At 57.9% G+C, this 14,034-nt stretch carries 11 protein-coding genes and 1 pseudogene; 9 read left to right on the top strand and 3 right to left on the bottom strand.

Annotation, left to right across the window (positions count from 1 at the left end; genetic code table 11):
• The 9 genes from HFM78_RS02750 to HFM78_RS02710 form a co-directional block, all read left to right on the top strand.
• On the top strand, positions 1–300 hold a 300-nt coding region (locus tag HFM78_RS02750; protein ID WP_287127887.1), incomplete at its 5' end, for a 4'-phosphopantetheinyl transferase superfamily protein.
• 25 nt (positions 301–325) lie between these two features.
• Positions 326–622 (top strand): acyl carrier protein, encoded by a 297-nt coding sequence (locus tag HFM78_RS02745; protein ID WP_287127886.1) that lies wholly within the window; start codon positions 326–328, stop codon positions 620–622.
• Positions 619–2,220, top strand: a complete 1,602-nt coding sequence (locus HFM78_RS02740) for an alkaline phosphatase family protein (protein WP_287127885.1) — start codon at positions 619–621, stop codon at positions 2,218–2,220. Before HFM78_RS02745 ends, HFM78_RS02740 begins: the two co-directional genes overlap by 4 nt.
• A 1-nt stretch (position 2,221) precedes the next feature.
• Positions 2,222–3,118 (top strand): alpha/beta fold hydrolase, encoded by an 897-nt coding sequence (locus HFM78_RS02735; RefSeq protein ID WP_287127884.1) that lies wholly within the window; start codon positions 2,222–2,224, stop codon positions 3,116–3,118.
• Between the two features lie 5 nt (positions 3,119–3,123).
• Positions 3,124–4,578 (top strand): hypothetical protein, encoded by a 1,455-nt coding sequence (locus HFM78_RS02730; RefSeq protein WP_287127883.1) that lies wholly within the window; start codon positions 3,124–3,126, stop codon positions 4,576–4,578.
• Entirely contained in the window at positions 4,575–6,659 is a 2,085-nt protein-coding gene (locus HFM78_RS02725) for a pentapeptide repeat-containing protein (RefSeq protein ID WP_287127882.1), read from the top strand. The genes HFM78_RS02730 and HFM78_RS02725 overlap by 4 nt, the downstream gene beginning before the upstream one ends.
• Position 6,660: 1 nt before the next feature.
• The gene (locus tag HFM78_RS02720) at positions 6,661–7,647 is read left to right on the top strand and encodes an alpha/beta fold hydrolase (RefSeq protein WP_287127881.1); all 987 of its coding nucleotides are present in this window, start codon (positions 6,661–6,663) and stop codon (positions 7,645–7,647) included.
• A gap of 187 nt (positions 7,648–7,834) precedes the next feature.
• Positions 7,835–8,977 (top strand): hypothetical protein, encoded by a 1,143-nt coding sequence (locus HFM78_RS02715; RefSeq protein WP_287127880.1) that lies wholly within the window; start codon positions 7,835–7,837, stop codon positions 8,975–8,977.
• Positions 8,978–9,001: 24 nt separating this feature from the next.
• Entirely contained in the window at positions 9,002–10,876 is a 1,875-nt protein-coding gene (locus HFM78_RS02710; RefSeq protein WP_287127879.1) for an FG-GAP repeat protein, read from the top strand.
• An 80-nt stretch (positions 10,877–10,956) separates the two neighbouring features.
• Here the strand turns inward: HFM78_RS02710 and HFM78_RS02705 are convergent, their stop codons facing one another.
• The 3 genes and pseudogenes from HFM78_RS02705 to HFM78_RS02695 all read right to left on the bottom strand — a co-directional run.
• The gene (locus HFM78_RS02705; RefSeq protein WP_287127878.1) at positions 10,957–12,075 is read right to left on the bottom strand and encodes a sorbosone dehydrogenase family protein; all 1,119 of its coding nucleotides are present in this window, start codon (positions 12,073–12,075) and stop codon (positions 10,957–10,959) included.
• 975 nt (positions 12,076–13,050) lie between these two features.
• Positions 13,051–13,404, bottom strand: coding sequence for a nuclear transport factor 2 family protein (locus HFM78_RS02700; protein WP_396033024.1), 354 nt, complete (start codon positions 13,402–13,404; stop codon positions 13,051–13,053).
• 363 nt (positions 13,405–13,767) lie between these two features.
• Positions 13,768–14,034 (bottom strand): annotated as a pseudogene (locus HFM78_RS02695) (Uma2 family endonuclease); the annotation flags it as partial.

The raw sequence follows: 14,034 nt of genomic DNA, 5'->3' as shown, positions 1-14,034 counted from the left end.
GTCCGGGTGGGGGTGGATATCGAACGGGCGGATGTGGCTCGGGCGGCGGACTGGTACCAGTTGGCCTTCAACCCTACGGAGACCGCCCTCTTGCAGCCCGGTTTACTGGTTGCGGGTTGGTGTGCTAAAGAAGCGGTGGCTAAGGCGACGGGACTGGGACTCCACAACCCCGCTCAGTGGCTCATCACCCAGGCTAGCGACCAGGGGCTGACTGTCCAGCACGCGGGGATCGCCTACCCAGTCCAACTCTGGTCGGACGGGGCGGAAGTCCTTGCCCTCTGCCAGTTCAAGTGTGAGTGAGTTATTCTTTCATGAGGCTAAGACCATGCCAACCGTGACCAAAATCCAAGCCCAACGCGCCATCATCGGCATTATCCAAGACATGATTCAAGACTGGGACCTGGACTTGGACGAGCCCATCGGGGCAAACTCCAAGCTGGCCCAGGACATTGAATTCTCCTCCATTGACGTGATCCAACTCATCGTCTCGATTGAGGAGTATTTCAAACAAAAAATGGGCTTCCACGAACTGTTGATGAATGACGGACGGTACGTGGACGACCTGAGTGTGAGTGAATTAGCTGCTTTTGTATCCACCAAACTCGACGGAGCACAACCATGACCCGCACTCTCTTCATTGGTATGGACGGTTCGACATTTACAGTCCTTGGTCCCATGACCAGTGACCTGCCGGGGATCGGCGTGACCATGCCCTTCTTGAAGAAGTTTATGGAAGAAGGCTCCCGCGCTCGGCTCAAGTCCACCCCCAACCCCCTGACCCCGCCCGCCTGGGTCTCAATCATGACGGGTAAAAATCCCGGTGCCCACGGGGTCTACGACTTTGTGCGCTTTGAGGACAAGGGCGGCGAAGTCTACTTCACGATCTACGATGCCCGCGATGTCAAGACCGAGATGATTTGGTCCATCGCGAGCCGTGCCAACCGCACCGTGTTGTCCCTCAACTTCCCGATTACCGCCCCGCCCCGGCCCATCAACGGGGCCTTGCTCCCCGGCTTCGTCTCCTGGAAGCACCTGCGCCGCAACACTTTACCCTCGACGCTCTATGAACGCCTCAAAGAGTTGCCCAACTTCGACCCCAAGGAATTGGCCTGGGACTTCGAGCATGAGCGGCAAGTGATCGCCGAGATGACCGACGAACAGCTAGAGCAGTGGGTCTTGTACCACATCCGCCGCGACGAGCAGTGGTTCCGCATCGCCGAGAAACTGATCCAAGAGGATAACCCGGACTTGGTGGCGGTGATGTTTGACGGCACCGACAAGCTCCAGCACCGCGTCTGGAACTTCCTTGACCCCTCGTTGCTCTCTGAGCACCCGACGGAGTGGGAAGCCCGGATGCGTAGCTACTGCCTCCAATACTTCAACACTCTGGACACCTACATTGAGCGGTTGGTGACGATGGTTGGTCCCGAAGCCCAGATCTTCATGGCCTCGGACCACGGCTTCACTCATACTGCCGAAGTCGTCCGCATCAACACCTACTTGGGTCACAAAGGCTACCTCACCTGGAAGGAAAGCGACGGTTCCGAAGCCGCCAAACGCCGGGAGGATAGTTGGTTCTCCTACCTGGATTGGGACAAGACCCTGGCCTACTGCCCCACCCCCTCCAGCAACGGCATTAAAATCCGCGTCGCCGAAAAACCGGGCGACCCCGGCGTACAGCCTGAGGAATATGACACCTTCCGCGAGAAGCTGATCCAGGACCTCGAAGCGATGGTGGACCCGGACAACGGCGAGCGGCTGATTGTCGAGATCATGAAGCGCGAAGACATCTACTCGGGGGTGGCCCTCAGCGATGCCCCGGACTTGACGATGACCGTCCGCAACTTCGGTTTCCTCTCGATCCGCAATGCTGAACCCCTAGTCGTCCCGATTGACGCGCCCGTGGGCACCCACCACCCCTACGGGATTTTCCTGGCCGGGGGAGCCGGGGTCATGCCTAATGCCGCTGAAGTCGGTCCCTACCGTGTCGAGGATGTCCCGGCGACGTTGCTCTACTCCCTGGGCGTACCCGTCCCGGTGGACTTTGAGGGCAAGGTCGCTCAGAGCTTCTTCAAGCCGGAAGAGTTGGCAGACCGTCCGATCCAAGTCGGTCCGCCCACGACCCTAGAGGAGCGGGCGGCCCAAGAAGGCGACCAGATGTCCGCCGATGACCGCGCCAAGCTGATGGACCAACTGAAGATGCTCGGATACATGGAGTAACATGCCCGTCCTCCGCCTCCCAGAGACTACCCTCAACTACCTCCAGATGGACGAACGCCCTGATCCCACGGCCCCGCCACTGGACTTGGTGCTCGTCCACGGGTTAGCGGCAAACCTGGCCTTCTGGTACCACCTAGCTCCGGCTTTGGCGGCCCAGTACCGGGTGACGATGGTGGATCTGCGGGGGCATGGACGGAGTGGGATGCCGGCCACGGGCTACACGCCTGCTGTCTTGGCCCAGGATGTTTTGGCCCTACTAGACCACCTGGGTCTGGAACGGGTCCATCTCCTGGGTCACAGTTTCGGGGGGTCGGTGTGCCTCCATCTGGCCCTGGCTCATCCCGAACGGTTGGCGAGTTTGTTACTAGCGGATGTGCGCCTCCGGCTCCTCCAACCGCAACAACGGGTCCAGGACTGGCCCCACTGGGAACGGCTCGGCCCTAACTTGAAAGAACTGGGGATTCACATTGATGAGGCGGGTCACGAGGCGGGGTATCAATTGCTTGAAGAAGTGATGCGCTTCCAGTTGCGCGGGTCGGATGCCTCGGTTTTTCCTAAGCTTCTGGCCCAGTGGTTGCCCATCGGCGGCGGGAAACGTACGGCCCAGCACTGGATCAAACTGCTGGATACCACCAGTGCCCGTCAGGACTTTATTGCACTCGAAGATTTTACCCAAACGGATTTAGCCCAGTTGACCCTGCCCTTGTTAGCGGTCTATGGTGAGCAGTCCATGGCGGTCAAAACCGCCCGACAACTCCAGGAACTCTGGACCCAGGCCCGGTTTGAATTCATTCCCCAGGCGGGTCATTTCTTCCCGTTGTCCCAACCTGAGAAATTTGTGATGTCCATCCAAAACTTTTTGAATACCCCCTGCCCTAGCGCAAGGACGGCGGTGTAATGGTCATGCGTATCCACAACCCCGAACCCAATCCCGGTTTGGGCATGGCGAATTTCCGCAAGATTAGTCTCAACGGTTTTGGGGATGGCTACAACGCCTACGCCTACTCAATGGTCTGGTTTAAGAACCACCTCTATGTGGGGACCGGGCGGGCGAACCTAGCCCTACTGCGCCACGCCATGCCCTCCGTCAAGATGGAGACTTGGCCCGTGGACTGTCCCTACCCAGTCTTCTCCCCGGAGTTTGAGCAGACCTGTGCGCGGGGTGAGATTTGGCGGTATGAACCGATCAGTGAAGTCTGGGAGCGCGTGTACCAGTCACCGATCGTGCGGGGCCGGGATGGTTCTGAGTTTGCGCGGGATCTGGGCTACCGCTCCATGGTCGTCTTCCAGGGCAAATCGGACCTGGAACCCGTAATTTATGTCGCCACCTGGTCGCGCTCTAAGGGCTGGGGACCTTTGATCCTGCGCTCTGAGGACGGCAAACACTTTGAACCCGTGTCCCGGCCCGGTCTGTCGGGCTATCCCATCACCGCCATTCGCCTTCTGGTCCCCTATAAAGGCAAGTTGTACACTGCGCCCACTGGCGCCTCTGGGGGTAAGGTCAACGACGCGGGGGTGGCGATTATTTATGAGACCGACGACCCAGCCAAGGGCGAATGGCGGGCCATCAACGAACCGGGTTTCGGTGATCCTTCCAACGTGACCATCTATGAACTCGCTGGGTTTGGCGATTACCTCTACTCTGGGAGCGGCACCCTAGAGGGCTTCCAGGTCTGGCGGACCCGCGCCGAGGGTAAGCCCCCCTACCACTGGACGCGCCTAATCCGGGGCGGGGCGGGACGCGGCAGTATCAACCAGGGCGTGATCAGTATGCTCCCCTTCAAAGGTGCGCTCTATATCGGTGGTGGCATCCAGAATGGCGGCTATGACAACCGCTATAAAGTCGGTCCCGCTGCCTCTGAGATTCTCCGCATCCACCCCGACGGCTCCTGGGAGATCGTGGTCGGCAATGCCCGTGATGGCAAACAACCCCTCAGCGGTCTCAACGCTGGGTTTAATAATTACTTCTGTGGCTACCTCTGGCGCATGGGCATCCATCAAGGTTGGCTCTACGCGGGGACCCTGGACTGGAGCGTCATCTTGAGCTTCAACCGCCCAGAGATTAAAAAAACGCGGGGTTCGCGGATATTGTCGGCGGTAGGGGTCAATAACCTTGTAGACAGTCGGGGCGGGGCCGAAATCTGGCGGACCTTCGATGGTGAAAACTGGCTCCCCGTCACCCGCACGGGCTTCGACAATCGCTACAACTTTGGCATCCGCAACATTGTGAGCACCCCCCACGGGGTATTTATCGGGACCGCCAACCCCTTCGGCCCCAGAGTCGGGCAGTGGCATGAAGGCGAGTGGAGTTACGTGGACAACCCCCAAGGGGGACTCGAAATCTGGCAGGGCACATGAGCGGAATTTGGCTGTTGGGGCGTTACGCCAGTGGTGAGCGCGATTTTCGGGGTGAAGACATGACCGGGTTTGATCTGGCGGGGGCTTCTTTAGCCCAAGCCCAGCTCGCCCGTGCCCAGATCACCCAGGCGAACTTGAAAGAGACCGACCTGAGCCATGCCAATCTACGCGAAGCCCGGTTCCACGGGACCTGTCTGATCGGAGCGAATCTCCAAGGGGCTGATTTACGGGAGGCCCTCTTACCGGAAGTAGACCTGAGCGGGGCCAAGCTGACAGGAGCCGATTTGATGGGGGCGGTCCTCCAGGAGGCTAACTTAGGCAGCGCGGATCTCCAGGGAGCCGACTTGACGGGGGTACGTTTACCGGGAGCCAACTTAGTCCAAGCCCAAGTGCAGCAGGCGCGGCTGGCGGGGGCGGAGTTGAGTGGGGCTACGGCAGCGGGGGCGAACTTCCAAGGCGCGTTGCTATCGCGGGCGTTTTTGCGGAAAACGGACCTGACCGGGGCGGACTTGGCGGGGGCAGACTTGACCCGCGCCGATCTCCGGGGAGCCGACTTAGACGGAGCCAACCTGACAGACACGAAGTTACAGAGTGCACTCTACGACCACGCAACCCGCTTCCCCGTGGGTTTTGACCCAGCGGGGGCTGAGGCCAACCTGATTGCGCCCGGTGCGGATCTGCACTTGGCTAACTTGAATCAAGCCGATTTGCGACAGGTAGACCTAAGGGGGGCTAATTTGCAACTGGCGGATTTGAGCCGTGCCGATATCCGGGGTGCGGACTTGCGTGCGACGGGCTTGGAGGGGATTAACCTGCAAGGGACGATCTTTGACCCGACGACCCAATGGCCCCCGGACTTCGATGCGATTGCGGCGGGAGCTTTTTTCATTGCCCAGGGAGCTAAATTGACCCGGCAGGACCTGACCCAATTGGACTTGCGGGGGGCGGATTTAGTGGAGGCCGACCTGAGTGGGGCGGACCTCAGTAACACCGACTTGAATGGGGCCAAGTTGATGCGGGCTAACCTGCGCGGGGCGTTCTTTGAAGGGACGGACCTCCAGGGCGTAGACTTGACCCAAACCGACCTCCGACGGGCTGACTTAAGTGGGCGTAACCTGGGAGGAGCCAATCTAACCGAGACCGATCTGAGAGGCGCAGACCTCTCAAAGACCGACTTTCGGGGGGCCATCCTTTTTCGGGCTGTCCTCACGGATGCTCTGCTCAACGAGACCCAATTCCAGGGTGCGGACCTGACTGAGGTAGACCTGCGCCGCTCCAACCTCGCCAGTAAAAACCTGAGTAACTTGAAAATTTGTCGTAGCAACCTTAGCGGGGCCAACATGGGCTGGTCGGCGTTAATGGACTCCGACCTAAGCGAAGCGGACCTGATTGGCTGCTATTTACCCGGTGCGGACTTGACGGGGGCTAATTTAAGTAGGGCACATCTTCAGTATGCAGTGATGGGCGGGGCAACCTTCGTCCGTACCGACCTGACCCGCGCTGATCTACGACAGGTGAACCTCGTTTTCGCTAATATGCGCGAAGTTTGTCTACAGCAAGCCTTGGTACGCGGGGCGGATTTAGTCGGGGCAAATCTAGAAAAAGCCAACTGCTATCGGGCAAACATGGCGCGAGCCAATTTCTTTCAAGTAAACTTCAGCGGGGCCAACCTCAAGGAAGCCAATCTTACCCAGGCGGTTCTCGCCCAAGCCAACCTCAGTGATTGTCTGATGTGGGAATGTAACCTAGCCCAGGCCAACTTGAGTGGGGCCAACCTGCGCGGGGCGGACTTCTCAGGCCACGACCCCAACCGCTTGCGTCCTCGCAAACCCGACTTGAGTGGCACGGACCTCCGGCGGGCGGATCTGAGCGGGGCTAACCTCAAGGATGCCATCCTGCGGGGAGCCAATTTACGTCGAGCCAAGCTAGTGGGGACCAACCTAGAAGGGGCCGACCTGACTGGGGCGGACTTGACGGAGGCCGATTGGAGTGGAGCTAACCTTGACGGGGCGATTTTCCTCGGGACTCTCTTGCCCAATGGCACCCTCCATGCACCGCAGCTGGTTCTGCCGGGGGTGTGAGGTGGAGGGATGGTGGATTCTCGTCATGGGGGTGGTGGTCGTGATGGTTGGCATGGGTAGTAATTTGTGGGGCTCCGCTGAGGACCAGGAACCGACGGTGGATGAGCTGCCGCTGGCTCAACTCCAGGTGCAGGACGCGCTGCCCCCGGCACCGCAAGTTACCCAGACCGTGATTGAGGGCAGTAAGCTCTACTACGCTTTCCCAGCGGGGCAACTCCAGGGCTTGATTCTACTTTTTCATGGTCGCAACGGGGCGGGGCACTCCTGGTTTCGCTTGGTCGAGAACCATCGTTTTGTACGGCAAGCCGTGGGTGCGGGTTATGCCATCGCTGCCCTCGACAGTACCGACCGCCGCGAACGGATCTGGAATCTGCGTCCTCAAAATAACCTAGATTACAAACACGTCCAGGGTACGCTGGCCCACCTCAAACAAGCCGGTCTCATCACCGCCCAGACGCCCCTCTTGGCCCTGGGGCACTCCTATGGCGCGGCTTTTGTGGCCCGACTGGGGCTAGGGGTTGATCTCAAAGCCATTGCTATCGCCAATGGTCCTCGGGTAGACCCAGCCTTTGCCAAACGCCGGATGCCGCCCACGCTTTTCATCGGGGCAGTCAATGACCCGATTGTGCCCCTCATGGATGTCCAGGAGAACCATCGTTATTTGGCAGTACGGGGGATTGCCACGGTGCTCCTCACCAACGAACCCGCCTCTGTCACGGCTGAACGTTTCGCCCGGATTCCCGGTATTACGCCAGCTTTAGCCCAGGAGATCTACGACAGCTTGAAGCGGACCCGCCTGCTAGATAGTCAGGATTTCCAGGTCGGGCCACCCAAGCAATCCGGCTGGGAACGGGCCGTTCCCAAGTCTGTCTTGGCCTTCCAGTACGAAATCGAATCCCAACTCGACGAATGTTACGGGGGGCACCGCTTCAGTAGTGAATTCAGTTTGGCGGTCTTAGAATTCTTTAGAAAATACCGTGACAGTTAGGGTGCTAACCCTTGTTAAGAGGCCCCTCCGCCCCCTACCCCCACTACGTGGTGGGGGAGGGTGGGGGTAGGAGGCGGAGGTTGGAGGCATCTTGTTCGCTCCCTGAATTTGAAGACTCCGTAGGATTACTTGACCCTAACCCGAAAGGTCAATAGACTTAGGCTGATTGTGCGCGTCGGTGTTTCCCATGAAAGCGTGGAAATTTTTACTTCTTCTCGGGTCGCTGTGCTTATTCATGCCAGCGGTCCTCGCCCAGACGATCAAGCTTGAGGTCGTCAACGGGAGTGGTAAAGGGAATTTTACGCCCGGTACGATTACCGATATCCTGGCAAACTCCGAACCCCCTGGTCAAATCTTTGCGGGCTGGACCGGCGACACGACGCTGGTGGCGAACCCCAGGGAGCGGCGGACGACCTTGACCATCCCCACCAACGCCCCAAACCCGATGACGGTTGAGGCGACCTATCGCCCGTTCACGCCCTGGCAACCCACCTACGAATTACTCGGACCTACCGGCGAGACTCCGGTTGGCTACTACTTCCCGCCTACCGGACACCGGGGCGTGTTGATGGTCTTCCACGGCGCGGGGGGCGGGGTAACGACGGCCCTCGAAGCGGTGGAGAACCGCCTTTTTATGAATGATGCGATAGCGGCGGGCTTTGCCATTGTTGCTAGTGCCGGGGCCTTTGGCGATGAGAAATGGGACTCCACCACCCCGCCAGCAACAAATAAGGATTATCTAGCTGTGCAATCGGTCTTGCGGACCCTGATTTTTCGGGGCTACATGACGGCGGCTGACCCGCTCTATGGCATGGGAATCTCCAATGGTGGAGCCTTCACGTCCTATATCTCCTACCTCAACAATTACCGGGCTGCCGCGCTCTACATCTCCGCCGGACGCAACCAAGTCCTCGAGTCCTCGACCATTCCCACCGTCTGGATGCTGGCGAGAAACGATGACGTGGTCGGTCCCGAGGGCAATAACCAAGCGCGTAACAACTACGAAAACTTGGTCCGCCGGGGAGTCCCCGCTGCCCTGTTCAGTCGTCCCGAGCAGGTCGTCTTTCCCCTACGTTTTGCCCGGGTACCAGGATTACAGCCGGGAGATTCCTTCCAGATTCACCAAAGTCTCGTGACTAATGAATGGATTGATGCGGACGGCTTTTATATCCAACCGCCCGGTTCTCCCTCCTGGCAGTTCTCCATTCCTGGGCGGTTTGCCGCTGACTTGACGCCCATCGGTGACCAATTGCGCGTCTGCTACGCCTCGCACCAGTTCTATAGCGAAGGCAGTTCCTTTGTCCTTGACTTCTTTGCCCGGTTCCCGTAAACCGCGCTGACCTGAGGAAAATTTATGACCCTGACTCCGACGTTTAATCCTGCCTCGCGTCCCGACCCGCTCCCGTGGTTGGCGACTTTTTTATTGCTGGCTTTGCTCTGGGTAGCCCAAGCCCTCGTGAACGCGCCACAGTCTTCCCCCCGCATCCAAGACCCCGGCTTAGCCCAGGCCGTCTACCGCGCGGTGGACCAGTCCCGGTATCTGGCCTACCGCGACACCCCCCAGTCTCAGATCATGGCAAACCCCGCCCAAGGCTTCCAGACCCGCTTCACTGACCAGGGCATCCGGGTCATGGGAGACGATTGGACTTGGGGGTTAGAAGTAGAGAGCTACGGCTACGGTAGCCAAGAAACGCTACCCACCGCCGCCGCCCAAGCCCAGGAGAACCGGGTCAGCTACCAACGCGGCCCAGTAACCGAGTGGTACATCAATACTGACCAGGGTCTAGAGCAGGGTTTCACCCTCAGCCGCCGTCCCCAGGGCACAGCGACGGGTCCCCTCCATCTGACCATGGCCCTGGTGGGCGATCTCCAGCCCACGGGCGATACGCGTGGGCTCACTTTCCAGACCCGAACGGGACAGTCCGTCTTGGCCTATCGCAAGCTCTACGTCCACGATGCCCGTGGTCAGACCCTCCCCGCTGAAATGGTCCTGACCGGGCAACGTTTAGCCTTGGTGGTGGCGGACCAGAATGCAGTCTACCCAGTCACGATTGACCCAGTAGTGACTTCTGTAAACAAGCTGGTCCCCTTCGGTGGGTTTGACTTCAACCAGTACGCTTACACCGTGGATATCGATGGGCTAACGGCGGTAGTGGGTGCCCCCTACGATTTGCGGAGCGTCAACACGGCCTATAAATTACCGACCTACGTGTTTGTCTTCAACCGGCGCCAGGGCGTCTGGACTCAACAGGCCCGGTTAAGCGGGAGTGATAGTCGGCCTCTTGACTTCTTTGGTAGTGCCTTGGCCCTCAACGGTAATACCCTGGCGGTGGGCAGCTACGGGGTCAACAACCGGACTGGGGCGGTGTATGTTTTTGAACGTACCCAAGACACAGCGGGGGTCGTTACCTGGACCCAAAAGGCCCAAATATTTGCAGCAGACCGGGCGGAGTTTGACCGTTTTGGCTATACCGTGGCCCTCGACGACAACACTCTCGCCGTCGGCTCCTACCGTAGTGACCCCAAGGGTTCCTTCTCCGGCTCCGCCTATGTCTTTGTCCGTAATCAGGGCGTCTGGAGCCAACAGGCAAAGCTTATTCCCACTGACGGCTACCAGTACGATTACTTCGGCTATGCCATCAGTCTGCGCCGCGACACCATCCTTGTCGGGGCTTACCCGGCTAATGGCTACCAAGGCAAGGTGTATGTTTTTGCCCGCAGTGGCGCGACTTGGAGCGAACAGGCCATCCTGACCGCCAGCGATGGACTCCCGAACGATGCTTTCGGCTACAGTGTCGCGCTCTCAGGGGAGACCGCCGTGGTGGGAGCCTACACCGCCACGGGTTACAAGGGCAAGGTCTATGTCTTTGTCCGCAGTGGCACGACCTGGAGCGAGCAGGCCATCTTGACCGCCAGTGACGGGCTGTCTACCGAGGCGGGCGGGGATGAGTTTGGGATCAGTGTTGCCATCAATGTGAATACCCTCGTTGTTGGTGCCCACGGAGCCGGTGGCAAAGTGGGGGCGGCCTACCTCTTCAAGCGCGACGGGACGACCTGGACCGAACAAAGTAAGTTGCTCCCTGGGGATATCCGGTATGACACCTTGACGGGCGTACCCCTGACCATGGGCTTTGGTTATGCCGTGGATATTGACAGCAACAACAATGTCCTTGTTGGTTCTCCTGGCTATAACCTCTATCAGCTAGTGGGCTGGGCCTACCTGTTCTAAGCTCTTTCCTAAAAAGAGGCTGAAAGTGAAACTCTAGGTGAATAACCTGGAGTTTCGTGCTTTTCAGCCAAGAATCTGGGTTAGGTCGCCTTGTAGGTAATGCGGTAAACCACATCAGCTTGGTCATCGGAGACCAGAAGCGCACCATCGGGCATGACTAGGACATCCACGGGCCGTCCCCAGGCTTCACGGCCCTGGAGCCAGCCCTCGGCAAAAGGTTCGTACTTCACCGCACGGTTATTTTGGACTGTGACCAGAGTGAGTCGGTAGCCAATCGGTTGACTGCGGTTCCAAGAACCATGCTCGGCGATCAAGACTTGGTTGCGGTAGGCCGTAGGGAATTGGGTGCCAGTGTAGAAACGCATCCCCAGAGCCGCGACGTGGGGGCCGAGTTTCTGAGCAGGGCCGATGAATTCGGAACAAGGGCGTTTTTTGCCATACTCCGGGTCGGGGATATTCCCAGCGTGGCAGTAGGGGAACCCGAAGTGTAAACCCTTGCGGGGCGCGTGGTTGAGGGTATCGGGCGGGGTGTTATCGCCCAACATATCGCGCCCATTATTCGTAAACCAGAGTTCCTTGGTCCGCAAGTCCCAATCAAAGCCCACAGAGTTACGGACACCCCGCGCAAAGACCTCTAGCCCGCTCCCGTCCGGGTTCATCCGCATGATGGAGCTATAGCGTTCGTCCTGTCGTTCACAGATATTGCAGGGTGCGCCCACCGGGACGTAGAGTTTCCCTTCGGGTCCAAAGCGGATAAACTTCCAACCGTGCTGGGTCTCACGGGGGAAACTGTCATTCACGACGACGGGCTTGGGCGGGTTCTCTAGCCGCGCTTCGATATTGTCAAAGCGGATTACCCGGTTAATCTCCGCCACGTACAGCGCACCATCTCGAAAAGCAACCCCATTGGGCATATTCAGGCCCTGAGCCAGGGTGTAAACCCGGTCAACTTGGTTGTCTTTGTCCTGATCCACCAAGGCGTAAACCTTACCCGTAGCGCGAGTACCGACGAAAATTGTCCCCTTGGGACCCAGGGCTAAGGACCGCGCACCGGGCACCTCGGGGGCATAGAGGCTAATTTTGAAGCCCGGTGGCAGCTTAATTTGATTCAGCGGTAAGGCTTCTCGGCTTAAAGCTGGGCGTCCCAGCCAGCCACAGGCAACAAGCAGCCATCCCAACCAACCCCAGCATTTCGTCATGATGTCCCCGTGGTTGCAGCTTTCCTTACATCTTAAAAACTGTTAACCCCGGCCCACCACTCCTACGCGCCCACAGCCCCATCTAGGAGGCTTATGAATATCTCTTGTCGGTAGCTAAGCCGCTTCTTAGTCTTGAGGGGTTGCCGCTTCAAACTGAATACCGTTATCCCCAGGGTAGGGTCGGCGATGGTTATTTTCACCGAGCCAAATTGCCATCGGGATTCCGTCTGGAAAGGCGTTACAGGTTTTTGCTCGGTTCTAATGGAAGTGGCTACAGCCATCGCACACTGGACTGAAAATAGGGGTAAGTAAATCTTGGGGTTCTGGACACTCAGGTTAAGTTCGATGATTTGTTGAGGAGGAGCTTTCTCACGAGGAAATCATTTAGCCATAACATCCGAGGGTGTGACGTATAGCAAGCAGCAGTTAGCCTAGGACGATTTAGGGATTCGACGTACTGAGTGACCTTCCCCTGAAAAAGTGGACCCTCCGCTAGCGTTAACACAGCAGCAGTACGTCCGCATGACGACCCAGCAACGTCGCATCTTGACCCCGCAACCAAAAGCTGAAGCCGTTCGTATCGTCGAACCCTCGGGGAAAACCGTGACCCCAGTAAAGAGCAAGGGCTCTCACGGCTGCAGCTCGGCGTCAGTGGCTCAAACAAGCGTGGGGCGTTGCGAGCTTGCTTGGCGCACGCCGGATTGACCAACCGGATGCGCCCTCGGGCGAAGGGCTGGGCTAATGCTGTCGCCGAGAGCTGCTTGGATACGCTCAAACGAGCGTGAGTCAGCCCAGAGCAAGGGCCACGTCGGGCCACGGCTGGTACAACCATAGCCGCGTGGCTAGAAGTGTTTTACAACCGACAACGGTTACCTTCCACGGTGGGCTAGCTACCCCCAGTTGAGTTTGAGAAAGGTTACGATGCGGCCTGCTCTCAGGTAGCATAAGGTCCCTGTCCACTAATTCGGGGCAAGGTCAGACCTCGGTTTTGATGACGAAAGCCTTTAATTCGACAATCTTACCGCCACGAAAACGCCAAACATCGCAATATGAGTGATGAACCGCCTTCCCGTCTTCGTCCGTCAATGTTATGTCGCCGAGTACCATGAGGAATTCACCTTCAGCGATTAAGTTATCAACCGTAAACTTTGGCGGCTCGATGTACGTCGTTGCCATATATTGGCGAACGGCTTCTTTTCCTTTAAGGGTCCTGTCGCCGACAAACGTCCATTCCATGTCTTCGGCGCAAAACGACAAAAATTCTTCATAGTTGCCTTCAGCAACAGCCGCATTTGCCTCTTCTAAGATTGCTTTATTTTTCTGTGATATCTGAATCTCTCCTCTATTCAAGTGGATGCTTTAACGGAGCAGTCTCTTTACCGGCGCACCCTTCTCCTCAGCGTAGCAGCCGAACCAGTGATCATACTGCACACAAGTACCTCCACCCGTTGGGTAGCACCCAATTTGTAAGGATATACGGCACAGTCAACCGTGAGCAGACTCTCTTGGTTTTTGTTGGTCGGTGGCGATGATTACGAAACCATCACCCGATAGCTCGCGTTGCTTTGCGGAGGTTGTCCTGAGCAGGTTCACAGCAGCGCGTGAAGGCATTCTAGCAAGATTTTCCCTCAGGTTCCTTAACATCTAGGTGGCCCTAGTACCCATACCCCCTCTTCAAAACAGCTTGAGAGATCAGGGTTCTTCGGGGTCTATACCCAATTCCCGTAGACGTTGCGCCAGCCGTTTGGCCCGTTGCTCAGCTTGTTCGGCCCGTTGCCGCTCAAATGCTGCTTGCTGGGCCATTTCTGGTAAAGTCTGTAGCTTCTCCCCATTACTCAAACGATAAAAATTCAGTAATGTTCCTGCCACTTCTAACCGTAATCCCAGTTGATGACTGATCGGTTCTGGGTTCAAGACATATTCCTCGCCAATTAACCGATATCCCCGCAACTGCTCTGG

It is taken from the genome of Candidatus Cyanaurora vandensis (assembly GCF_013285555.1).
Classification (GTDB): Bacteria; Cyanobacteriota; Cyanobacteriia; order Gloeobacterales; family Anthocerotibacteraceae; genus Cyanaurora; species Cyanaurora vandensis.
The sequence above is the reverse complement of the archived record's forward strand: the minus strand, read 5'-3'. Positions and strand labels throughout refer to the sequence as shown.

Excerpts from the sequence above, each read along its gene's own strand:
- HFM78_RS02735 (WP_287127884.1), top strand. The coding sequence starts at position 2,222 with ATGCCCGTCCTCCGCCTCCCAGAGACTACCCTCAACTACCTCCAGATG.
- HFM78_RS02705 (WP_287127878.1), bottom strand. The coding sequence starts at position 12,075 with ATGACGAAATGCTGGGGTTGGTTGGGATGGCTGCTTGTTGCCTGTGGC.
- HFM78_RS02730 (WP_287127883.1), top strand. The coding sequence starts at position 3,124 with ATGCGTATCCACAACCCCGAACCCAATCCCGGTTTGGGCATGGCGAAT.
- HFM78_RS02745 (WP_287127886.1), top strand. The coding sequence starts at position 326 with ATGCCAACCGTGACCAAAATCCAAGCCCAACGCGCCATCATCGGCATT.
- HFM78_RS02710 (WP_287127879.1), top strand. The coding sequence starts at position 9,002 with ATGACCCTGACTCCGACGTTTAATCCTGCCTCGCGTCCCGACCCGCTC.
- HFM78_RS02725 (WP_287127882.1), top strand. The coding sequence starts at position 4,575 with ATGAGCGGAATTTGGCTGTTGGGGCGTTACGCCAGTGGTGAGCGCGAT.
- HFM78_RS02715 (WP_287127880.1), top strand. The coding sequence starts at position 7,835 with ATGAAAGCGTGGAAATTTTTACTTCTTCTCGGGTCGCTGTGCTTATTC.
- HFM78_RS02740 (WP_287127885.1), top strand. The coding sequence starts at position 619 with ATGACCCGCACTCTCTTCATTGGTATGGACGGTTCGACATTTACAGTC.